Below are 20,894 nucleotides of genomic sequence, written 5' to 3'. Positions count from 1 at the left end.
AAGGATCCAGTTCTTGACCAGAGTGCGGAATATCAACAGCCGCAAAAGCCGGTCGAGAACGCCGGCTTTTGCGGCTGTTTTTTTGACTTTGTCGCGAGCCTTAAGGATCCTTGCAGCAACCCCATTTCTGCGATGGGTGGAAAGCGCCAGCCGGCTAGGAAACCCGCTTGGACGCGCGCCGATCGATAAAAGCCGCGAAAAGTGCCGCCAGTAACGCGAGCGATGCCGATATCAGCAACATGCCGAGCAGCGCATGGACCGCGCCTGACTCCTTGAGAAACAGACCGGCGGTGGAGGCTATGAGCGCTCCGCCGGCGATTGACATCGCGGCGGCCAACCCTGCGGCAGTGCCCGCGAGATCGGCACGGACGGACATCACGCCCAAGTTGGCAGCGGGCATCGTCAACCCATTGCCGATGCCGATAAACATGCAAGGTCCGAAGAACGCCAGAACGTGGGTGATGCCCGACATCGACAGGCTCAGGCCGACCAGCAGCCCCATGCAAGTCAAGAGACGTGCAACAACAATGGTGGCGTTTCGTGGGCTTCGGGACCCGTAGCGGCCAGCCAAATAGCTGCCCAGGATGAAGCCAGCCGGAACCATTCCCATGTAGAATCCCAGCTTCGCGCTTGATCCGTCAATGGCCAACGGCGCGCCTCCCAGGAAGATATAAAGTGTCCCCATGGAGCAGGCCATGCACAGGGTGTAGGCCCAGAAACCGGCCGCGCCCAAGAGATGCATATATGAAGCAAGGTAGTTCGTCGTCGATTTCGCCGAGGGTGTGGCGGTTTCTCTCAACTCCCGCATGGACGGGGCCAGGATCGCCGCACCGAACATCGCAAGAATGGCGAAGATCGCCCGCCATCCGAACAGTTCGTCCAACACTCCGCCAAACGTCGGGCCGAGCATGGGCGCAATTGCCCATCCCATGGCGGCGTAACCAATTCTGCTTGCGGCTTCGCGTTCGCCCGATGTTTCCTTGATAACGACGAGAGCGACGGAAAAGCAGGCAGAGATGGACGCTTGCATCGCTCGAAACAGAAGGAAAACGCCAATATTGGGCGCAAGGGCACAGCCAACGGACGCGACGACGAAGATGGAGATTGCCATCAATGCAACGGGCCTGCGTCCATAGCGATCCGACATTGCGCCTGCGATGAGGTTCGTCAGGGCGCTGACAATCGCATAACCGGCAACCGAAAGGTTGACGAGCGTGAAATCAGCTTGGAACGTGGCGGCAATGTTCGGCAGCGACGGCAAGATCATATTCACCGGCAACGCCGAGAGTGCCGTAAGGAGGATAAGAATTGTGCGTCGGGGCGCAGCCGCAGCCGAAGTCACGACCGGGTTTCCGGCGGTCTGTTTGCTGGGAACCTGAATGGGATTGTCGCTCATCATTGTTTGTCCATCTTGCCAGTGGGGATTATGGAAGTCTGACGAGGCGCGGCCCCAATTTCGGGCATAAAAAAAGGCCCCGTCAGGAGCCTGCTTACCGCGCATGGGTGCTTTCGCCGGGTGGTTATACCATCCTGCCCATGCGCTCCATCACCACTACGAGAACCGTTGCGATATTCATTCCATTGTAGCTAGACGCAAAGTTGCATGTCGTCAATCACTGCTCTGCTACATGTCTATGAGCGGCCGATGCCACAATGCAGTTGGGCACCCGGTCAGAAATGGCCGTTTTTTTTCTTGTTCAGAAGGTCGAGAACGACGTCAGCCGCCCGTTCCCCCGGCGGCTTTTCCGTCTGCATGCGTTGCCAGACAAAGTCGAAACCTTCAACCATTGCGCGCCGCTGGAGTGTGTCGCTGGAAAGCCTCTCCATCCAGCGTGCCAGGCTGGCGCCGCGAACGACCTCGTTGATATATTCCGGCACGACGGCGTAGTCAGCGATCAGATTCGGGATTGCGCCAGTCCATGTTTTGATACGCCGCGTCATCATCGTGATGATCCAGTCTGTCTTGTAGACCGAGACTGTCGGCACGCCTGTAAGTGCAAGCTCAAGGATGACGGTCCCTGACGCAGCCATTGCCGCATCAGCCTCCGCGAAAGCCTGCCATTTCTGTTCATTACCAGTCAGGATCTCAGGTTTCGTTTCCCAGTCCTTCACAATGTCGCGAACCATCGATTCTCTGCGGCTGACCGTCGGCATCAGGAAACGCACGTCGCCGTTGCGCGCCACCAGTTCATTCACGGCCTCGCGAAAATAGGGAAGCAGCTTCGTGATTTCCGACGAGCGCGATCCGGGCAGCAGCATGATCGTCTTCCGGCCTTCGGCGTCAGTCTGGAGCTTTTCTGCCCGGCGGAGCCGAGCGCCAATTAAATCCGCATCCGCCGTCAGCCGGTGGCCGACGTAGGTCGTTTGCGGTCCGCCGAGTTGCTCCATCACTGCGGGCTCGAACGGCAGAACGGCCAGCACATGGTCGACGTAACCCAGCATCTGCTGCGCACGATATTCCTTCCACGCCCATACGCTAGGACAGACATAATTGACGACCGGTAGCTCCGGCAGGGTTTCGCGGACACGTCTGGCAACGCGATGGGTGAAATCCGGGCTGTCGATGATGACCAGGATATCGGGCTTTGCCGCAATGATCGCGGCCGCCGTCTGCCTGATGCGGGCGACAAGCTTCGGCAATTTTCCGAGCACCTGGGTGATGCCCATGATCGAAAGCTCGGAGAAATCGAAGAGCGATTTCAGCCCCTGCGCCTCCAGCGCATCGCCGCCGACGCCGACCAGTTCGACCCCGGCATGTCTGCGCTTCAGTGCCGCCACGAGATCGGCGCCGAGAAGATCACCGGAAACCTCGCCTGCCACGATCGCGACCTTCATGAGAGCCCCCATGACGGCAGGCCGCGATCGAGGCCGCAGACGAAAAGTCCGGCTTCGTCGGCGGCCGTGATCACTGCTTTGCGGTCGAGTATGAGCGCACGTCCCGCCTCGACGGCAATGCCCGCCAAGCCTGCCGCCTTGACATTCATCACCGTGGAGAGGCCGATCGACGGCAGGTCGGCTCGGACATCCTGCTGCGGCTTGCAGAGCTTGACCAGCACGCCGCGGCGGCGCGGCGATATCCGCCCGGCGGCACGCAGCGATGCGACGCGCTCAAGCATGCCGTCCGTCCCTTCCACACCTTCGAGCGCCACGATGCGTCCGCCGACAGAGACTGCGCCCTGCCCGACGTCGAGCGCCCCAAGCGCTTCGGCGGCGGCTGCCGCCTTCAGAATATCGGTCTTGTCGTCATTTCTCGGCTGCATGGCGCCGATCGGTCCGACAGCCGCCAGCAGGTCAGGGGCGATTTCCTGCGCGCCGATGACGCGGCGGCCGTCATCCTCAATGAGCTTGATGACCATCTGCAACACCGTATCGTCGCCGCCCGAGAGCAGCGTGCGCACTACGCCAGGCATCTTTGCGATCGTCCGCCAGGTCGGCCGTACTTCCCGCCATTCGGGGCGCCTGCGAACGCCGCCCGACATGACGACGCGGGTGATGTTGTTGCGCTTGAAAAGTCCGTACAGCGCCGCGAAATCGCCAACGCCGATGACCGCGTGGTCGTAGCCCTCCCATGACCGGTCGAGCTCGCCCTTCAGCGAAATCACGAATGGCTCCTCGCCGGCCGCCCGCGCCGCCTCTGCGACATAGGACGGCAGAAGGCCGTTTCCCGCAATGATCGCCAGACGGCCTTTGTCGGTATCACTGGCGGGAGACAAGGTCAGCCTTTCTGCCCTCGCGTCGGCGATGACAGCGCTCGATCGCTTTCCGCGGCAATGAAATCGAGGATCTGCATCACCGGCTCGCAATCGGCATATTCGTCGCGGATGGCTGCGGCGTTGTCGCGGATCGATCCCGATCCCTCGAAAATCGCCTTGTAGGCGCGCCGCACCTTATGAATGACAGCGCGATCGATCCCTGCTCGTGTCATGCCGACGACGTTGAGGCCGCCGAGCAAACCCGGGTTTCCGTTGAGCATGCCGTAGGGAATAACATCGTAGCTGACGGCCGAAAGGCCCCCGACGAAAGCCTGACGGCCGACGCGGGTGAACTGATGCACCGCCGATCCGCCGCCCAGAATGACCCGGTCCTCGATCGTCACATGCCCGGCAAGCATGACATTGTTGGACATGATGACATGGTTGCCGACACGGCAGTCATGGGCGACGTGCGAATTGGCGAGAAACAGGTTGTTGTCGCCGACGATCGTCTTGCCGCCGGCATCGGCGGTACCGGTGTTCATCGTCACGCCTTCGCGGATGATGCAATTCTCGCCCACCGTCAGCGTCGTCTCCTCACCGCCGTGGTGCACACTCTGAGGATCGCCGCCGATAACCGCCATCGGGAAAATCCGGGAGCCCTTGCCGATCTCGGTCCTGCCGGTCACCACGGCATGCGCCAGCAGTTCGACATTGTCGTGCAGAACAACCTTCTGACCGACATGGCAGAACGGACCAACGGTCACGCCTTCGCCGATGACCGCGCCATCCTCGACAACGGCCATGGCATGAATGCGGGCGCTTGCGGCAATCGTGCTCATGCCTCATCCTTACGAAGGATCATTGCACCGATATCGGCTTCCGCGGCCAATGCGCCGTCGACCTTGGCGTCGCAATGGAACTTCCAGATATTACCGCGCTGCTTCTGCTTCTTCACATGAAATTCAACCCGGTCACCCGGGATGACCGGCTTGCGGAAACGCGCATTGTCGATGGTCATGAAATAGACGAGGTTGCCGCTCGTTCCATCCTTGCGCGCACAGATCGCGCCCGCAGTTTGCGCCATGCCTTCGATCAGCAGAACGCCCGGCATGATGGGCGACTCGGGAAAGTGGCCGGTGAAATGAGGCTCGTTGGCAGTCACGTTCTTGATGCCGATCGCGGAATCGTCGCCATCGATCTCGATGATCCGGTCTACGAGCAAAAACGGATAGCGATGCGGCAGAAGCTTCATGATCTCCATGATGTCCGCCGAAGAGAGCGTCTCTTTGACCCCTTCAGTCATTCTTGGTCTCCCGTTTTATGAGCCCGGGCGCTCGCGCGCGCCATTATCTCTGCCGACTCTCGAAGAAAGTCCTTTAAAGGGCGCGCGGGAATACCGCCATAACGCTCGCCCGCGGGAATGCTGTGGATGACGCCGCTTTTTGCCGCGATCTGTACGCCATCGCCAATCGTAATATGGCCATTAATACCTGTCTGGCCACCGATCTGCACACCGTTTCCGATCACCGCACTGCCAGCAATGCCGACCTGCGAAACAATCGCGCAATGACGTCCGATCCTGACGTTGTGGCCGATCTGCACCTGGTTGTCGATCTTCGTTCCTTCGCCGACAACCGTATCGTCCATCGTGCCGCGATCGATGGTCGTGTTCGCGCCAATCTCGACATTATCCTGGATGATGACGCGGCCGATCTGAACGATCTTGATCATCCCCTGGGGCCCCGGCGCATAGCCGAAGCCGTCCTGGCCGATACGTACACCGTTGTGCACGATCACGCAGTTGCCAAGCAGCGCGCACACGACGCTGGCGCCGCCGGCGATCGTGCAATTGCGGCCGATCTTGACACCGGGACCGATAAGCGCACCCGCGCCGATCCGCGTTCCCTGACCGATTTCCGCATTCGCGCCGATGACAGCCAAAGGCTCGACGATCACGCCCGGCTCCAGCCGCGCCGTCGGATCGACAACCGCAGTCGCCGCGATCTCTATCGTCGAAGACATTGTCGCCAGCGGCTGAAGAGCCGCCGGATGGAGATACCCGCCCGCCACCGCAAAAGCCGCATGCGGATTCTTCGACAGGAGAACCGGAATATGGGGAGGTACTGCCGATCTTATCGCAGGCTCACAAAGAACGGCCGACGCCTGACAGGTCTCGAGCTCGCCACGGCTTCTGCGTGAGATGATATAGCAAAGATCGCCAGCCTTTGCGCGGCTGACCGGCGCCACGGAGCGGACGAGAATGTCGCCGCTTTCAAGATTGGCAAGTTCCGCCCCAAGATAATGCGCCAACTCCGAAAGTTTGACGCCGTCGCGGGGCGGAAAGAAATTGTTCTGCTCCACCGGCAAAAGCTCCAGTTTACGATTCTGGACTGCCGATATCAGAATTGGTTGTTGATGCCAAACTTGAAGTACTGGGTCTTGTCGAAATCTTCCTTCACGACCGGGATCGCGTAATCGACGCGCAGCGCGCCGAACGGCGACTGCCAGACAAGGCCAACACCGACCGAAGCGCGCAGTTGCGCACTATCGCCTCTCACGAATTCCGGCGAACTCACATCAACGTCATTTCCAAACAATGTACCCGCATCAGCGAAGACCGCGCCACGAAGGCCAAAGTCACGCGGAAAGCCGGGCATCGGGAAGGTCGCTTCCGCTGACACAGTAAAATAAGTCGTTCCCCCGAGCGGATCATCCGGTCCACCACCAACGCGAGGACCCATACCCTTGTTCTCGAAGCCGCGGATATCGTTGTTCCCAAGCGTAAACTGGTCGAAGATATTCAGGTCTTTGCCGAGACCGACAACATAACCTGCTCCGCCGGCGAGCGATCCGATAATATCGGCATCATCGGCCAGCAGATGATAGTAACGTGCCTTGCCGTAGATCTTATAAAACTGCGAATCGCCACCCAAGCCGGCGATTTCCTGCGTCAGCGTCGCGTATATACCCTCGCGCGGGAGCGTCATGTCATCAAGCGTGTTATAGGTCAGCGTATTGGAAATCGATGACCGTATCCACGGTCCGTTCTCGACAAGATCCTGATAGGGCGTCGAAAGATCACTCAGATCATTACCGTCGGCATCGTAATCCATCCGTTTGAAGTTGTAACGGAACGTCGTCGCCAGATCTTCGGTGATCGGCGCCGTTGCACGGAGAACGGCGCTATCTTCGGTATAGTCGTAGTTGTCGTTGCTCGAGGTTTCGCTGTGATTGAGGTCGAAGCCAGTCGCAAGGCGATAACCGAGGAAATAGGGCTCGGTGAAGCTCAAGCCGTAACTCTGCGAGCCTTCGAGACCGCCGCCGGCCGATACACGGATATACTGGCCGCGACCGAGGAAGTTCTTTTCTTCGACCGAGGCCTCGAGGATCAGACCGTCGCCGCCTGCGGCATAACCGGCGCCGATGCCAAACGAACCCGTCGACTGATCCTGAACATCGACGATGACGACGACGCGGTCCGGCGAGCTGCCCGGTGCGGTCGAGATATTCACCGACGAGAAGAAGCCGAGCGCTTCAAGGCGGCGCTTCGCCTTGGTGATCATCTGCTGATTGAAGGCGTCGCCTTCGCTCATGTCGAATTCGCGGCGGATGACGTAGTCGCGCGTGCGGCTGTTGCCGCGGATTTCGATGCGCTCGACGTAGGCGCGGTCGCCCTGGTCGACGAGATATTCGACGCCGATCGTATTGTTGCCGAGGTCGCGATTGCCGCGGGGCGTCACGCGGGCGAACGGATAGCCTGCCGAAGCAACCTGATCCGAAATGGCTTCCATGGACATCTGGACGTCCTTGGCGCTGTAGACCTCGCCTTCATGCGTCCTCACCAAGCCCTGAAGCTGCTCGCCGGTCACGCCCTCAACCGTCGATTGCACGGTTACGGGACCGAAGTTATAGCGGGGACCTTCCTCGACATTGAAGGTCAGCGTGTACTTGTTCGTCGCTTCGTCAAAAGCAGCGTCCGAAGAGATGATCTTGAAGTCCGCATAGCCGCGGTTGAAATAGAACTGGCGCAGCGCCTCTTCGTCGGCATGCAGGCGATCTTCGCTGTAGACGTCCTTGCGGGTCAGGAACGAGAGGAAGTTCGAACGCTTGGTACTGATCACGGCGGCAAGGCGGCTGGCGCTGTAGGCATTGTTGCCCACGAAATTGATGGACGCGATCTTGGTGCGGTCGCCTTCGTCGATGACGAAAGCAAGGTTCACGCGGCCTTCGCCGAGCGGAACGACCTGTGTCGTTACCTGAACTTCGCTGCGGCCCGTTGCTGCATATGCTTCCTTGATCGCCGCGATATCGGCCTGGATCAGCGCATCGTTGTACGGGCCGGACGGACGCGTCTGGACGACCGATGCCAGCTTGTCGTCCTTGACTTTGCGGTTGCCGTTGAAGACGACCTGATTGACGAGTTGGGCTTCCTCGACGGTGACGACCAGCGTGCTGCCGGAAACCGAAATCTTGACGTCGGAGAAGTAGCCCGTGCCGTAGAGCTGCTTTACCGAGTCATCGATGTCGGTGTTCGAAAAGTTCCTGCCGGGGGCAATGGTGAGATTGGACCGGACCGCCTCGGCGCCGACACGGCTTGCTCCACGCACATCGATACGCTGGATAACCGCTGCTTCCGCAGCCGTCGCAGAAACGATTGTAATTGCACCAGCGCCCGAAGCAACAATACCTGCAGACAGCGCAACCGCCGATACTGCGTTCAAAAATCTTGAACCAGCCTTCATTTCACCCATTACCTTTTTTCTCGCCCCCGTCGCCGGGCGAACCCGATTCCGGCACGTGTGTCGTTTTACCCGCTTTTACCTTACAAGCAAGGCAGCAAGTTAATTTCTGTTTACTTCATTTCGAAGCGTGACCCATTCGCCACTACAGCTTTGAAACATCGTAAATAAACGGTAATTTTCCCTCACCGCGCGTCTTAACCTATCAACGCGCTGATGTCGTTCCAGGTAGCAAAAACCATTAGTGAAAGAACCATAGCCAGACCAATGCGAAATGCAATTTCCTGGGCCGATGCCCCCAAAGGTTTTCCCCTCACAGCTTCAATCGCATAGAACATCAAATGTCCGCCATCAAGTACCGGGACAGGCATCAAATTCAGTAATCCTATCGAAACGGACAATACCGCGGCAAGCTGAAGCAGAGCTGCAACACCAAGCGTCGCCATCTGGCCGGAGGCCTGGGCCACGCGGATCGGCCCGCCGAGCTGATCGGCTTTCATATATCCGGCGAAAAGATTGCCGATATACTTGAAGGTACCAGTGACGATATGCCAGGTCTGAACGGCGCCCTCCTCCAAGGCTGCAAGCGGCGTATAGGTCTGCACGCGGAAATGGCCGACCTCCTGGTTCGTCACAATGCCTATCAGGCCGATCTCCATCTTGTTGCCGAACTGGTCCGTCATGTCGGTGCGCTTCGGCACCATCGGCAAGTCCATCTTCTCGGCGTTCCGCTCGATCGTCACGACGATTCGCTGTTCCGGGCGAATGCTCACATAGCGCCGCACATCGTCGAACGTCTCGACCTTTCCGCCGTCGATTGCGATCAGCAGGTCGCCGGGCAGAATTCCAGCCTCGGCGGCGGCACTCTCCGCCTTCACTTCAGCGACGACCGGATCGGCGACCGAGCGACCGTAGATCGAGAAAAGCACAGCAAAGATGATGATCGCCAGCAGAAAGTTGGCGATGGGACCTGCGGCCACCGTCGCCGCCCGCTTCCAGAGCCTCGCGCCGGCAAACGAGCGCGCCCTGTCTTCTTCCGACATCGATTCGAGCTTGCTCATGTCCGGTTTGCTCGAAGCGTCCTCGTCGCCGAAGAAACGCACATAGCCGCCGAGCGGGATCGCCGCGATCCTCCAGCGCGTCCCGTGCCGGTCGGTGAAGCCCGCAAGCTCCGGTCCGAAGCCGACCGAAAAGGCGAGCACGCGGATGCCGCTCCAGCGGCCGACCAGATAGTGACCCATCTCGTGCACGAAAACGAGCAGCGAGAGGACGAGAATAAACGGAATGATATAGCCCGTCACAAAGCCGAATACACCGGTCATGCCTTCCATAAATCCTTCCGCTGCGCTCAGCGCAATATCAGAGTCCGAACAAGGCGGCGCCCAGCGGCGCCACGCCGTCACCCTTTATCAGGGAAAATAATGTCGCGAGCAAGAAAGCTGCAAAACAAGCGAATATCAACCCGTCGACGCGATCCATCACGCCACCGTGTCCCGGAATGAGATGGCTGGAATCCTTTACACCGAATCGCCGTTTAATGAAGGACTCAAAGAGATCGCCCGCCTGGCTGCAGACGGAGAGAATGAAAGCGACGGCGGCCGCCATCAGCCAGTCCGCCTCGGGAATGAAGATGTAGGCGATGAGACTGCCCGCGATGACAGCGGAGGCCGCGCCGCCCAAAGCGCCCGATTGCGTCTTTCCCGGCGATATTTTCGGCGCGAGCTTCGGTCCGCCGATTGCCCGGCCGACGAAATAGGCAAGAATATCGGTTGCCCAGACCACCGCGAAGACGAAGAGCATGGCATGCAGCCCTGCAGCATCCCCACCCCGGATTTCGGCGAGCGCGATGCCGGTCAGTCCGGCGTAGACGATGCCTGCGGGGAACCAGCGGCTGGCGCTTTGCGCTGCCACGAAACCGACAGCAATCGCGAAGAAGAAGACGAGCAGGCTCAGCGCGAAATCGAACCGGCCGAGCAGGATCGCAGCCGTGATGGCCGCCTGTCCCACCCAGCCTGCCGCATTGGCGACCGGCTGTTCGCTTTGCAGCCGCGTGATCGTCGACCATTCATAATAGATAAGCAGCGCAATCAGCGCCGAGAGCAAGCGAAAGGCGAAGCCGCCGTACCAGGTCGCGGCGAGCACGACGATTGCCAGGATGATCCCTGAGATGATCCGGAGTTTCAGTTCCTGTTGCATCAATCAGGTGCCTACTGCCGCGGCCTGCGCCGACAGACCGCCGAAGCGGCGATCGCGCGCCGCGAACTTCTCGAGCGCCGCATAGAGGAGGTCCCGGCCGAAATCCGGCCAATATTCCGGCACGAAGACGAACTCGGAATAGGCGGCCTGCCACAAAAGGAAGTTCGAAAGGCGCTCTTCGCCGCTGGTGCGAATGATAAGATCGGGATCAGGAATGCCAGCCGTATCCAGCCGCGCATTGACGAGCTCGGGTGTGATCTCCTCAGCCCGCAGCCGCCCGGCCTCGACGTCCTCGGCAAGGCTCACCACGGCTCTGGCGATCTCGTCGCGCGAGCCGTAGTTGAAGGCGATAACCAGCGTCAGCGCGGTATTGCCGCGAGTCGTCTCTTCGGCTTCGAGCAGAAGGTTGAGGATATCGCTGCGAAGGCTATGCCGGTCGCCGATGATCCTGATCCGCACATTTTGCGCGTGCAACTCAGCGAGGTCGCGCCGGATGAAGGCCTTGAGCAATCCCATGAGGTCGGAAACCTCCGCCTCCGGGCGGCGCCAGTTTTCCGATGAGAAGGCAAAGAGCGTCAGGTACTTGATGCCGGCATCGCCTGCGGCCCGCACGGTCTCGCGAACGGCTTCCACACCTTTGCGGTGACCCATTGCGCGCGGCAGCCCTCGCTGCTTTGCCCAACGGCCGTTGCCGTCCATGATGATGGCAACATGTTCTGGCATACTCAAGAATACTGGTTCCGACATTTCCCGTCCGGTCTCCAGGGGCGCAGGTGAAAGCCCTAGACCTGCATGATTTCCTTTTCCTTGTCGGCAAGCAAGCGATCGATTTCGGAAATCATCTCATCCGTCATTTTCTGCACACGATCTGATTGCGCCCGGCTTTCGTCCTGGCTTATGACACCGTCCTTTTCGGCTTTCTTAAGGCCGTCCATGCCGTCGCGGCGCACATGGCGGATCGCAACCTTGCTTTTCTCGGCGTAATCATGCGCGACCTTGACCAGCGACTTGCGGCGCTCTTCGTTGAGTTCCGGCAGCGGAATGCGCAGGTTCTGGCCATCGACGATCGGGTTGAGGCCGAGATTCGACTCGCGGATCGCACGTTCCGTCGCGCTCACCATCGACTTGTCCCAGACGGATACCGAAAGCATGCGCGGCTCCGGCACGGTGATATTGGCAACCTGGTTCAGCGGCAAGCGCGAACCATAGGCTTCGACCGTCACCGGATCCAGAATGTTGGCCGAGGCGCGGCCGGTGCGCAGCGATGCGATATCGTGTTTGAATGCGGAAATCGCGCCGTCCATGCGGCGCTTCAGTTCCTTGATGTCTGTGGCTTCAGTCATGCTCAATACTCCTGTCAGTCGAAGACGCGCAGCCGTCGCGGCGCTGTCTCTCAATCAGTTGTCCGATACGATGGTCTTGAGGCCACCGCCCGTCAAGATTTCAGCAAAACCGCCTTTCTCATGGATCGAGAAGACGATGATCGGAATGGAATTTTCGCGTGCGAGGGCAACGGCGGCAACGTCCATGACGGCAAGGCCCTTGTCGAGCACTTCCTGGTGCGTCAGCCGGTCGAAGCGCGTCGCAAACGGGTCCTTCTTCGGGTCGGCGGAATAGATTCCGTCCACCTGGGTACCCTTGAAGATCGCCTGTGCGCCCATTTCGGCGGCCCGAAGGGCAGCGGCAGAATCGGTCGTAAAGAACGGATTACCCGTGCCGCCCGCGAAGATGACCACACGGCCCATCGACAGATGGTAGAGCGTCGCGCGCTGCGAGAAGCTCTCGCAGAGCTCCGGCATGGAGATCGCCGAAAGCACGACCGTATCGATGTTCAGCTTGCGCAGCGACGTTGCGAGCGCCAGCGCATTGATCACGGTACCAAGCATGCCCATGTGGTCGCCCGTCACACGGTCGCCGCCCTTGGAGGCGACGGCGACGCCACGGAATATATTGCCGCCACCAACGACGACACCGACTTCGACGCCCATCTGGCGGGCCTCGGCAATATCCGAGGCGATGCGGTCCGCTACCGCAACGTCGATACCGAATCCCTGGCTGCCCATGAGCGCTTCGCCGGAAGCCTTGAGTAGAACGCGTTTATAGACAGGCTCTGACGACATCTTGGCTCCTCGTATATTGGCATGATTGCCGGATACACGAAGGGCACCGCGTTGTCACGCGATGCCCTGCCGTTTTCACATTATATGAAGTTTTATCAGCCCTTGGCGGCGGCCGCGACTTCGGCTGCGAAGTCGGTCTCTTGCTTCTCGACGCCTTCGCCGAGCAGCAGGCGTGCCATGCCGGTGATCTCGATCGGCGCGCCGACGGTCTTTTCAGCTTCCTTGAGTGCGGCGCCGACCGTCAGGTCCGGATTGATGACGAAAGCCTGGGAAACCAGCGCCACTTCTTCGAAGAACTTGCGCATGCGGCCTTCGACCATCTTTTCGATGATGTTGTCCGGCTTGCCGGAGGCGCGCGACTGCTCGATGAAGACGTTGCGTTCGCGTTCGGCGACAGCGGCGTCGACCTCTTCCGGACGGATGGCGAGCGGCGAGGTCGCAGCGATGTGCATGGCAATCTGGCGGCCGATAGCGTTCAACGCTTCCTTGTTGCCGGTCGACTTCAGCGCGACCAGAACGCCGAGCTTGCCGAGGCCGTCGGAAACAGCGTTGTGGATATAAGTCGCAACGACGCCGTCCTCGACTGAGAGGGCAACCGAGCGGCGCAGGTTCATGTTTTCGCCGATGGTCGCAATCGCGTCCTTGATCGTGTCGGCAACGGACTTGCCGGAAGCCGGATAGGTCGCAGCAGCAACGGCATCGACAGAACCGTTCGTCGAAACGGCAACCTTTGCGATGCCGCGGACGAGATCCTGGAAGGCGTCGTTACGGGCAACGAAGTCGGTTTCGGAATTGACTTCGACCACAATAGCCTTGGTGCCTTCGCTGGCAACGCCGACGAGACCTTCGGCAGCGGTGCGGCCCGACTTCTTGTCGGCCTTGGCGATGCCCTTGGCGCGCAGCCAGTCGATCGCCGCTTCCATGTCGCCATTGGTTTCAGCAAGAGCCTTCTTGCAGTCCATCATGCCTGCGCCGGTCTTTTCGCGCAGTTCCTTCACCATTGCAGCCGTAATCTCGGTCATAAGCTTCCTCTTGTCGGTTATACGGTGGTCCGCAAAGTGCTCTGCGCCACCGGATTGAGGCACGAAATGTACCTTTATGTATGACAGCGTGATGAAGACGCGTCATACCAAAACTCGTTGGGCGGACGGGCCTGAACCTGCCGCCTAAAAAGGTCAAGGCCGCCGGAGCTTCGCAAAGTCTCGCGCGGCCTTTCCCAATCCAGTCAAGCTGGACGGACCGGAAGGCCCGTCCGCCTGTTTATCAGGCTTGAGCCTCGTCGAGCGTCGGCTCGATCGGAGCTTCAACCGAAGCGCCGAGGTCACGGCCCGATGCGCTCTGCTGACGGGCGATACCGTCGATAGCGGCGCGGGAGATCAGGTCGCAGTAAAGAGCGATGGCGCGCGAAGCGTCGTCGTTGCCCGGGATCGGATAGTCGATCAGGTCCGGATCGCAGTTCGAATCGATGATTGCGACAACCGGGATGCCGAGGCGCTTGGCTTCGTCGATCGCGATCTTTTCCTTGTTGGTGTCGATGATGACCATCAGGTCCGGGGTGCCGCCCATATCGCGGATGCCGCCGAGAGCCTTGTCGAGCTTTTCGCGCTCGCGCTCAAGGTTCAGACGCTCCTTCTTGGTGAAGCCCTGGGCTTCGCTGGAAAGGATTTCGTCGAGCTTGCGAAGGCGCTGGATCGAGTTGGAGATCGTCTTCCAGTTGGTCATCATGCCGCCGAGCCAACGCGAGTTGACGTAGTACTGGGCGGAACGCTTGGCGGCGTCGGCGATGAGCTCCGAAGCCTGGCGCTTGGTGCCGACGAAGAGGACGCGGCCGCCACGGGCAACGGTGTCGCTGACAAGCTGCAGGGCGCGCGACAGCATCGGGACGGTCTGAGCCAGGTCGATGATGTGGATGTTGTTACGATCGCCGAAAATGTACGGCTTCATCTTCGGGTTCCAGCGATGTGTCTGGTGGCCGAAGTGAACACCAGCTTCCAGAAGCTGGCGCATAGAAAAATCAGGCAATGCCATGCCTTTGACTCCTTTTCCGGTTGAACCTCCGCAAGGCGAACAGCATCCTCTTCGAAGATGCCACCGGCGGAAAAATCCGGATTTCTCCCGGACAGTCCCATGCCTTACGTGTGGAATGCGGCTGCCCTTACCGTCGATCCGTCGAAAATGCAAGTCGTTCGCCGAAAAAACTGACGTCTGACTGCCCTTAGCCCTGCACTTGGATAAACTCGATCGGCCCGCCCGGCCGCGAATCGTCGAACACGGCGCAGGAAAGCGGACCGCCGAATACGCATCCGCTGTCGATGTTCGTCCGGTTGCCGACGGTCATCGGATTCGCCATCGATGGCGTATGCCCGTGGCACAGGTGCTTTCCCCAATAGTCCGTTGAATAGTCATCTGGAACCCGAAGCCAGACCAGGTCTTGCGGGGATTGCATCTCCAGCGGCAAATCCGGAACGACGCCGGCATGCACAAAGATGCGGTTGCTGTCGATATGCATCAACGGCAGCTGACTGGCCCACAGCAGATGGTTCACGGCCACCTTGCCACCATAGGAAAGCTCCGTTTCAAGCCCGCCGTTTTCGAGCCACCAAATACGTTCGCCGTCATTGGCATGGGCGCGCAGCATCATGTCCTCGTGGTTGCCCTTCAGGCATATCCATCGCCAGGATTGGCTGCCCGATCCGTTCATCAGGAGATCGATCACTCCCTTGCTGTCGGGACCGCGGTCGATGTAGTCGCCAATGAAAACCACCGTTCCGGCGCGCGCATATGCCCGGATGCGGTCCAGCATCTCTCTCAACGGCTCCAGGCACCCATGGATGTCGCCAACGGCAAATGTGAAATTCATCCCTGCGCCTCCCGCGGGACATTGGTTTCATTGCTGTCGTTTTGCGCACCCGCTCAGTCCGTTGCGCAGGGCCAGTCCTTCGGCATCGTAAGGCCGGAAGGAAGCTTGGTCGACGCGTCGCCGCAGGCCAGTTCGATCTGCGACTGCTGAAGCCCTGTTGCAGCGGAGAGATCGAGCCCCTCTATCCTCGTCAGGAACATGAAGGCGCGATCGAAATCGACCGGACCTCCGAAGCTTGCGCCGCTCAGGTCGACGCGGGAGAGATTGGCAAGGGCAAACCTGGCGCCGGTCAATACGGCCTTTTCAAAAGTCGCACGCCCAAGCTCGGCCTTTTCGAAGTTGGCGCCGGACAGCTGCGCGCCGGTGAAATCCGCGCGCTGCAGTTCAGCGCTGACAAAGGACGAATTCTGCGCCGAAGCATCCTGAAACACAGCGCGGTAAGCCTCGATCTTGTCGAACGTGGCATCGTCGGCCTTTGCACCTTCGAGCCAGGCCCGTATGAGGGTGGCTTTCTCGAGGTTTGCCGCAGCCAGGTTCGCATTCTTGAGGCTGGTCTGCGACAGATCGGCACCGGCGAGATTTGCTTTTTCGAAGTCGCTGCCTTCGAGCATCAGATTCTTCTTGGTGCATTCGCTCCAGTCGACGCCTGCACTGGGCGTGTCGTGGCAATCGGCCGCCATCACATGACCGCCGGACACCGCAGCTGTTACAGCAACGAGCGTCACCGCAAGCCTTGAGCGTGCAATCCGCGACACGTTCTTCATATCCCACCCCCTATCGGCTCCGCCCCATCAACGGCGACTGGCCCGGGCAGGACATGTCTGTCCTGCACTTCTATTATGCACCCGAAAAAGAAAAATAAGGCATAACACCTTGTTGAAGGCGCGCCTAAATGCCGGCCCGCGGTTTACTTGCAGGTGTCGGCCTTCTTGTCCAGCATCTCCAGCTTCGCGAGTTTGCCGGTCAAAACGAAATCGCCGTAATCCATGGTGAGATCGCGCGTAATGCCGTTCTCGTAAAGCTTAAACGACATGCGGTAGACCGGCAGCGCATCGGATTTCGTATTCTCGTTGAAATAGGAGATCGTCACCGGCCAGAAGGCTTCCTTGGAGAAGGCGCCGGCATTGCCCGCATCCGCTTCCTCACCGGCAACCGGCGTAATGTGCTTGCCAACCACCGTCGTCGTTACCAGGGGCTTGTCCCCATCGTCCGAACCATCGAAGACGCGAGCTTCAAAGAAACGCTTGCCCGCCTTGGCATTCTCGATCACATCGAGCATGTGTTCGGTCGGGAAGCGGCTTTCGGCAAGCTGCAACTCCTTGTTCTGCGGGCGCGTGAGATCGACTGTCACGCCGTCCGGCTTGTCGTTCGCCTCGCCGTTGACTTCCTTGTCGAGCTGATCGTCCGTGAAAGACTTCGTTTCGAAGGTGAACCTGCGGTCCTTCACGTTTTCGAAGGTCTTCGTCTGCTGATCGCTGACCCGGGTGCTGTCGCCGGTGTTGATCTGCGTCACGAAGCGGAAATTGGTGGTGAAACCCTCGCAATAATTGCCGTTGAACTCGTAGACCATGCGGCCGTGCATGCCGGCGATGCCAGAGCGCTCGGTCGCGTCCTTCAGTTCGAGATCGTAGATTGCCCGGTGGGCGACAAGACCGGAGGCGATCGCAGCGCCGGAGGCAGGCGCAGCCGCCCAGGCACTCGTTGCGACGCCTGCAAGAAGAAGGGCGGCAAGACTCGGTCGGAACATCCATTATCTCCTGTTGGACTCGGCCGCGATGTTATAAGAACGCTTTCGGCCAAATCGAGGCTCGAAACCGTCATACGCAAGATTCTAGTCCCGATGCATACTTTTTTGAAGAACTGAAACAAAAAGCGGAGACGAAAATGTCGAATGAAATCGCGACCCGCCTGACGGAAATGGGGATAACTCTTCCGGAAGCCGCCGCACCCGCTGCCAATTATGTGCCTTATGTGATCAGCGGCAATCTCCTTTATATCTCCGGCCAGCTTCCGCTCGAAGGCGGCAAGGTCGCCGTCTCCGGCCATCTCGGACGAGACGTCGTTGTTCCCGCCGGCCAGCGCGCCGCCGAGCTTTGCGCCATCAACATTCTCGCCCAGGCTAAGGCGGCACTCGGAGGCGATCTCGGCCGCATCAAGCGCGTCATCAAGCTCAACGGCTTCGTCGCCTCCACCCCGGAATTCGTCGAACAGCATCTTGTCATCAACGGTGCCTCGAACCTGATCGCCGGCGTCCTCGGCGAGGCTGGAAAGCATGCCCGTGCCGCCGTTGGCATGGCGGCGCTGCCGCTTAACGCCGCCGTCGAAATCGATGCCATCATGGAAATTGCGTCATGACCTCCGCCGCCTGGATCAAGGAACTGCCGGTCGCCCATCGCGGCTATCACGACACCAACAAGCTCATCTGGGAAAACACGCTCTCTGCCTTCGCCCGTGCCGTCGAAGCCGGCTTTGCGATCGAATGCGACCTCCATTATGCTTCCGATGGCGTTCCGGTCGTCTTTCATGACGAGAATCTCGAACGTCTCTGCAACATGAAGGGTGATATCCGCGAGCGCACCTCCAGGGAGCTCGGCCTGCTGTCCGTCGGTGGCACGGCCGACAAGATCCCGACGCTCAAGCAATTGCTCGATCTCGTGAAAGGCACGGTTCCGCTCGTCCTCGAACTCAAGGGCCGCGAAGCGGATGACGAGGGGTTTGCCGAAGCCGTGCTCGAAGTGCTGGAAGGCTACGAGGGCAAGGTCGCGCTCATGAGCTTCGACCGTTGGCTGCTGCGCGACCTCAAAGCATTGAATGCGCCCTACCCGCTCGGCCTCACCGCTGGCGGCAACAAGCCGGAAGAATTCGCAAACCACGAACGAGCGATGGAAATCGGCCTCGATTTCATCTCCTATTTCTTCGCCGATCTGCCGAACCCCTTCATCACCGGCCAGCGCGCCAAGGGCATCCCGGTCATCACCTGGACGGTCCGCGACGAGAAGGCGCGCCAACACACCGTCGAGAATGCCGATCAGATGACGTTCGAAGGTTTCGATCCCCGCGTTTCGGTTTGACGCTCGCTTTTTCGACAAGATCGTGCGCAGACTGAAGGAGAGCCAATATCCTCCTCCCAAGGGCCTCGCATTTGCTCCATGACAGACGAACTATCGATCCGCGTTGAGCGGTCCTTCACCGCGATTTCCCCGGAGAGTTGGTCTCGGCTTTCCGGTACATCCAAGGAAGGCACGACGCTCGCCTATAATCCCTTCCTGTCGCATGCCTACCTCTCGTCCCTCGAAGAATCGGGTTCGGCGACGGCGCAAACCGGCTGGCTCGGCCATCATCTGCTACTGGAAACGGATAAGGGCGAGTTGATCGGCGCCCTACCCGGCTATCTGAAGAATCACAGCCAGGGCGAATACGTCTTCGACCACGGCTGGGCGGATGCTTTCGAGCGCGCCGGCGGGCGTTATTACCCGAAGCTGCAATGCTCGATCCCCTTCACGCCGGCGACCGGTCCGCGCCTGCTCGTTGCCGCGGGCCTTGAACGGCGGCCGATCCAGAACGCCATTGCCGAGAGCCTGAAGGAAGTCGTCCGCCGCCTCGGCGTTTCATCCGCGCACATCACCTTCGTGCCGGAAGACGAGATCGGCGTCTTCGAGACCGACGGCTATCTGCACCGGACCGACCAGCAGTTCCATTTCATCAACGAGGGCTATGCCAATCACGAGGAATTCCTCGAAACGCTGACGTCGCGCAAGCGCAAGGCGCTGCGTAAGGAGCGGCGCACGGCACTCGAAAACGGCATCAGCATCGATTGGCTGACCGCCAGCGATCTTACCGAAGACATCTGGGACCAGTTCTTCGCCTTCTACATGGATACTGGCGGCCGCAAATGGGGACGGCCGTACCTGACCCGCAAGTTCTATTCGCTGATCGGCGAGCGCATGCCGGAGGACATCCTGCTGGTGATGGCCAAGCGCAGCGGCCGCTATGTCGCAGGCGCCATCAACTTCATCGGCGGCGATACGCTCTACGGCCGCCATTGGGGCTGCGTCGAAGACCACCCATACCTGCATTTCGAGGTCTGCTATCATCAGGCGATCGATTTCGCGCTCACCAAGGGCCTGAAACGCGTTGAAGCGGGTGCGCAGGGCGAGCACAAGCTCGCACGCGGTTACCTGCCGGTGACAACGCATTCGGCGCACTATGTTGCCCATGGCGGTCTCAGGCGCGCGATCGCCGATTACCTGGAACGCGAACGCGAGGACGTCGAGCACATGAACGAGGTTCTCGCCGAACACAGCCCGTTCCGCAAAGGCGAGCGGCAACAGGAGGATTGACGCTCGCGCCCTTGCTGCGCTACCCGATCACCGAAAAACGAGGAGATTTCGAGATGACCAGCGCCGCTTACGACGACAGCAATATCTTCGCCAAGATCCTGCGCGGCGAGATCCCGTCGCACCGCGTCTACGAGGACGAGCATACGGTCGCCTTCATGGATGTCATGCCGCAAGCGCCCGGCCATGTCCTGGTCCTGCCGAAGGCACCGTCGCGCAATATTTTCGATGCCGACCCCACGGTCCTCGCGCAGACAATTCCCGTCGTCCAGAAAATCGCCAAGGCCGTGAAAGAGGCTTTCGATGCCGATGGCGTCCTGGTCTGCCAGTTCAACGAACCGGCCGCCGGCCAGAGCGTCTTCCACCTGCATTTCCACGTCATCCCGCGCCACGAGGGCGTTACCCTCAAACCGCATTCCGGCAAAATGGAGGATGGCGACGTGCTTGCAGCCCATGCCGAGAAGATCAAGGGTGAACTGGGGAACTAGTCTTCTGGAACCGGAATTCGTATCGAGACGAGCGGTTGTGGAGGTTTTGCGATGGCAGGTCGGGTGGGCGGATACAGTTGTGTTGAGCGCTGAGGAGTGTAGCTTTCTCGAAGCGCAGGTTCGGCGGCATAAGGCGGCGCGGTCGCTATCGGAGCGTTGCCGAATGGTCCTGCTTTGTGGCGAAGGTCTTCAGAGCAACGATGGCGCCGAGCAACTGGGGTGCATGAGCATACTGTTGGAAAGTGGCGCAGGCGTTTCGTGAAGGATCGGGTCGAAGGGCTCACCTGCCACCACCGCCTGGATCAAGGATAACGTCTTCCAGTATCTCGACGCGGCCCTGCAATTCGTCCCCGAGACGCCAAGGGACAAGGCTGTTCGCGCGAAACTTGCGAAGATTGGCATCGGTCCCGGCAAGACCTTCGCGTTCAAGGATCTGTCGCTCGAACATGCAGCCTTGCG

General features: G+C 59.9%; 21 protein-coding genes and 2 pseudogenes. 6 read left to right on the top strand and 17 right to left on the bottom strand.

Annotated features, from left to right (window positions below; translation table 11 throughout):
* Window positions 1-154 precede the first annotated feature (154 nt).
* The 17 genes from ACZ9BX_RS04390 to ACZ9BX_RS04310 all read right to left on the bottom strand — a co-directional run bounded on the left by ACZ9BX_RS04390 (window position 155) and on the right by ACZ9BX_RS04310 (window position 17,357).
* Window positions 155-1,399, bottom strand: coding sequence for an MFS transporter (locus tag ACZ9BX_RS04390; protein ID WP_476215957.1), 1,245 nt, complete (start codon window positions 1,397-1,399; stop codon window positions 155-157).
* Window positions 1,400-1,671: 272 nt separating this feature from the next.
* Complete coding sequence (gene lpxB / locus ACZ9BX_RS04385; protein ID WP_476215955.1) at window positions 1,672-2,847, bottom strand: lipid-A-disaccharide synthase; 1,176 nt, start codon at window positions 2,845-2,847, stop codon at window positions 1,672-1,674.
* The gene (locus ACZ9BX_RS04380) at window positions 2,832-3,713 is read right to left on the bottom strand and encodes an LpxI family protein (protein WP_132566288.1); all 882 of its coding nucleotides are present in this window, start codon (window positions 3,711-3,713) and stop codon (window positions 2,832-2,834) included. Before ACZ9BX_RS04380 ends, lpxB begins: the two co-directional genes overlap by 16 nt.
* Window positions 3,714-3,715: 2 nt before the next feature.
* The gene (lpxA, locus tag ACZ9BX_RS04375; RefSeq protein ID WP_027509411.1) at window positions 3,716-4,534 is read right to left on the bottom strand and encodes an acyl-ACP--UDP-N-acetylglucosamine O-acyltransferase; all 819 of its coding nucleotides are present in this window, start codon (window positions 4,532-4,534) and stop codon (window positions 3,716-3,718) included.
* A complete protein-coding gene (gene fabZ / locus ACZ9BX_RS04370) occupies window positions 4,531-4,998 on the bottom strand; it encodes a 3-hydroxyacyl-ACP dehydratase FabZ (RefSeq protein WP_027509410.1) in 468 nt (155 codons plus the stop codon). The genes lpxA and fabZ overlap by 4 nt, the downstream gene beginning before the upstream one ends.
* Window positions 4,995-6,056, bottom strand: coding sequence for a UDP-3-O-(3-hydroxymyristoyl)glucosamine N-acyltransferase (gene lpxD / locus ACZ9BX_RS04365; RefSeq protein WP_027509409.1), 1,062 nt, complete (start codon window positions 6,054-6,056; stop codon window positions 4,995-4,997). Before lpxD ends, fabZ begins: the two co-directional genes overlap by 4 nt.
* Window positions 6,057-6,094: 38 nt before the next feature.
* Window positions 6,095-8,437 carry an outer membrane protein assembly factor BamA gene (bamA, locus tag ACZ9BX_RS04360; RefSeq protein WP_476219893.1) on the bottom strand — a complete coding sequence of 781 codons (2,343 nt, stop codon included), beginning with the start codon at window positions 8,435-8,437 and terminating at the stop codon, window positions 6,095-6,097.
* A 194-nt stretch (window positions 8,438-8,631) separates the two neighbouring features.
* Window positions 8,632-9,765, bottom strand: coding sequence for an RIP metalloprotease RseP (gene rseP, locus ACZ9BX_RS04355; protein ID WP_476215951.1), 1,134 nt, complete (start codon window positions 9,763-9,765; stop codon window positions 8,632-8,634).
* A 28-nt stretch (window positions 9,766-9,793) separates the two neighbouring features.
* Window positions 9,794-10,630, bottom strand: coding sequence for a phosphatidate cytidylyltransferase (locus ACZ9BX_RS04350; RefSeq protein ID WP_027509406.1), 837 nt, complete (start codon window positions 10,628-10,630; stop codon window positions 9,794-9,796).
* 3 nt (window positions 10,631-10,633) lie between these two features.
* Window positions 10,634-11,377 carry an isoprenyl transferase gene (locus tag ACZ9BX_RS04345; RefSeq protein ID WP_027509405.1) on the bottom strand — a complete coding sequence of 248 codons (744 nt, stop codon included), beginning with the start codon at window positions 11,375-11,377 and terminating at the stop codon, window positions 10,634-10,636.
* A 35-nt stretch (window positions 11,378-11,412) separates the two neighbouring features.
* Window positions 11,413-11,973, bottom strand: a complete 561-nt coding sequence (gene frr, locus ACZ9BX_RS04340; RefSeq protein WP_022715486.1) for a ribosome recycling factor — start codon at window positions 11,971-11,973, stop codon at window positions 11,413-11,415.
* Window positions 11,974-12,027: 54 nt separating this feature from the next.
* Complete coding sequence (pyrH, locus tag ACZ9BX_RS04335; RefSeq protein ID WP_022715485.1) at window positions 12,028-12,750, bottom strand: UMP kinase; 723 nt, start codon at window positions 12,748-12,750, stop codon at window positions 12,028-12,030.
* Window positions 12,751-12,845: 95 nt separating this feature from the next.
* Entirely contained in the window at window positions 12,846-13,772 is a 927-nt protein-coding gene (gene tsf, locus ACZ9BX_RS04330; RefSeq protein ID WP_132566300.1) for a translation elongation factor Ts, read from the bottom strand.
* A gap of 241 nt (window positions 13,773-14,013) precedes the next feature.
* Window positions 14,014-14,778 carry a 30S ribosomal protein S2 gene (gene rpsB, locus ACZ9BX_RS04325; RefSeq protein WP_027509401.1) on the bottom strand — a complete coding sequence of 255 codons (765 nt, stop codon included), beginning with the start codon at window positions 14,776-14,778 and terminating at the stop codon, window positions 14,014-14,016.
* Window positions 14,779-14,965: 187 nt separating this feature from the next.
* Window positions 14,966-15,610 carry a metallophosphoesterase family protein gene (locus ACZ9BX_RS04320; RefSeq protein WP_476215947.1) on the bottom strand — a complete coding sequence of 215 codons (645 nt, stop codon included), beginning with the start codon at window positions 15,608-15,610 and terminating at the stop codon, window positions 14,966-14,968.
* A gap of 53 nt (window positions 15,611-15,663) precedes the next feature.
* Entirely contained in the window at window positions 15,664-16,374 is a 711-nt protein-coding gene (locus tag ACZ9BX_RS04315; RefSeq protein WP_476215945.1) for a pentapeptide repeat-containing protein, read from the bottom strand.
* 143 nt (window positions 16,375-16,517) lie between these two features.
* Entirely contained in the window at window positions 16,518-17,357 is an 840-nt protein-coding gene (locus tag ACZ9BX_RS04310; protein ID WP_027509398.1) for a cell envelope integrity EipB family protein, read from the bottom strand.
* 137 nt (window positions 17,358-17,494) lie between these two features.
* Between ACZ9BX_RS04310 and ACZ9BX_RS04305 the strand changes: the two genes are divergently transcribed.
* The 6 genes and pseudogenes from ACZ9BX_RS04305 to ACZ9BX_RS04280 all read left to right on the top strand — a co-directional run.
* On the top strand, window positions 17,495-17,965 hold the full coding sequence (locus ACZ9BX_RS04305; RefSeq protein WP_027509397.1) for a RidA family protein: 471 nt from the start codon (window positions 17,495-17,497) through the stop codon (window positions 17,963-17,965).
* Window positions 17,962-18,681, top strand: a complete 720-nt coding sequence (locus ACZ9BX_RS04300) for a glycerophosphodiester phosphodiesterase (RefSeq protein WP_476215942.1) — start codon at window positions 17,962-17,964, stop codon at window positions 18,679-18,681. The genes ACZ9BX_RS04305 and ACZ9BX_RS04300 overlap by 4 nt, the downstream gene beginning before the upstream one ends.
* Before the next feature lie 78 nt (window positions 18,682-18,759).
* Window positions 18,760-19,950 (top strand): GNAT family N-acetyltransferase, encoded by a 1,191-nt coding sequence (locus ACZ9BX_RS04295; RefSeq protein ID WP_476215940.1) that lies wholly within the window; start codon window positions 18,760-18,762, stop codon window positions 19,948-19,950.
* Between the two features lie 53 nt (window positions 19,951-20,003).
* Complete coding sequence (locus ACZ9BX_RS04290) at window positions 20,004-20,435, top strand: HIT family protein (RefSeq protein WP_476215939.1); 432 nt, start codon at window positions 20,004-20,006, stop codon at window positions 20,433-20,435.
* Between the two features lie 37 nt (window positions 20,436-20,472).
* A pseudogene (locus ACZ9BX_RS04285) lies at window positions 20,473-20,717 on the top strand (helix-turn-helix domain-containing protein); the annotation flags it as partial.
* Between the two features lies 1 nt (window position 20,718).
* Window positions 20,719-20,889 (top strand): annotated as a pseudogene (locus tag ACZ9BX_RS04280) (DUF1254 domain-containing protein); the annotation flags it as partial.
* Window positions 20,890-20,894 lie beyond the last annotated feature (5 nt).

It is taken from the genome of Rhizobium sp. USDA 3886 (genome assembly GCF_056279785.1).
This window is presented reverse-complemented; position numbering and strand designations above follow the sequence as displayed.

Excerpts from the sequence above, each read along its gene's own strand:
- ACZ9BX_RS04390 (WP_476215957.1), bottom strand. The coding sequence starts at position 1,399 with ATGATGAGCGACAATCCCATTCAGGTTCCCAGCAAACAGACCGCCGGA.
- lpxB (WP_476215955.1), bottom strand. The coding sequence starts at position 2,847 with ATGGGGGCTCTCATGAAGGTCGCGATCGTGGCAGGCGAGGTTTCCGGT.
- lpxA (WP_027509411.1), bottom strand. The coding sequence starts at position 4,534 with ATGAGCACGATTGCCGCAAGCGCCCGCATTCATGCCATGGCCGTTGTC.
- fabZ (WP_027509410.1), bottom strand. The coding sequence starts at position 4,998 with ATGACTGAAGGGGTCAAAGAGACGCTCTCTTCGGCGGACATCATGGAG.
- bamA (WP_476219893.1), bottom strand. The coding sequence starts at position 8,437 with ATGAAGGCTGGTTCAAGATTTTTGAACGCAGTATCGGCGGTTGCGCTG.
- rseP (WP_476215951.1), bottom strand. The coding sequence starts at position 9,765 with ATGGAAGGCATGACCGGTGTATTCGGCTTTGTGACGGGCTATATCATT.
- ACZ9BX_RS04350 (WP_027509406.1), bottom strand. The coding sequence starts at position 10,630 with ATGCAACAGGAACTGAAACTCCGGATCATCTCAGGGATCATCCTGGCA.
- ACZ9BX_RS04345 (WP_027509405.1), bottom strand. The coding sequence starts at position 11,377 with ATGTCGGAACCAGTATTCTTGAGTATGCCAGAACATGTTGCCATCATC.
- frr (WP_022715486.1), bottom strand. The coding sequence starts at position 11,973 with ATGACTGAAGCCACAGACATCAAGGAACTGAAGCGCCGCATGGACGGC.
- pyrH (WP_022715485.1), bottom strand. The coding sequence starts at position 12,750 with ATGTCGTCAGAGCCTGTCTATAAACGCGTTCTACTCAAGGCTTCCGGC.
- tsf (WP_132566300.1), bottom strand. The coding sequence starts at position 13,772 with ATGACCGAGATTACGGCTGCAATGGTGAAGGAACTGCGCGAAAAGACC.
- rpsB (WP_027509401.1), bottom strand. The coding sequence starts at position 14,778 with ATGGCATTGCCTGATTTTTCTATGCGCCAGCTTCTGGAAGCTGGTGTT.
- ACZ9BX_RS04320 (WP_476215947.1), bottom strand. The coding sequence starts at position 15,610 with ATGAATTTCACATTTGCCGTTGGCGACATCCATGGGTGCCTGGAGCCG.
- ACZ9BX_RS04315 (WP_476215945.1), bottom strand. The coding sequence starts at position 16,374 with ATGAAGAACGTGTCGCGGATTGCACGCTCAAGGCTTGCGGTGACGCTC.
- ACZ9BX_RS04310 (WP_027509398.1), bottom strand. The coding sequence starts at position 17,357 with ATGTTCCGACCGAGTCTTGCCGCCCTTCTTCTTGCAGGCGTCGCAACG.
- ACZ9BX_RS04305 (WP_027509397.1), top strand. The coding sequence starts at position 17,495 with ATGTCGAATGAAATCGCGACCCGCCTGACGGAAATGGGGATAACTCTT.
- ACZ9BX_RS04300 (WP_476215942.1), top strand. The coding sequence starts at position 17,962 with ATGACCTCCGCCGCCTGGATCAAGGAACTGCCGGTCGCCCATCGCGGC.
- ACZ9BX_RS04295 (WP_476215940.1), top strand. The coding sequence starts at position 18,760 with ATGACAGACGAACTATCGATCCGCGTTGAGCGGTCCTTCACCGCGATT.
- ACZ9BX_RS04290 (WP_476215939.1), top strand. The coding sequence starts at position 20,004 with ATGACCAGCGCCGCTTACGACGACAGCAATATCTTCGCCAAGATCCTG.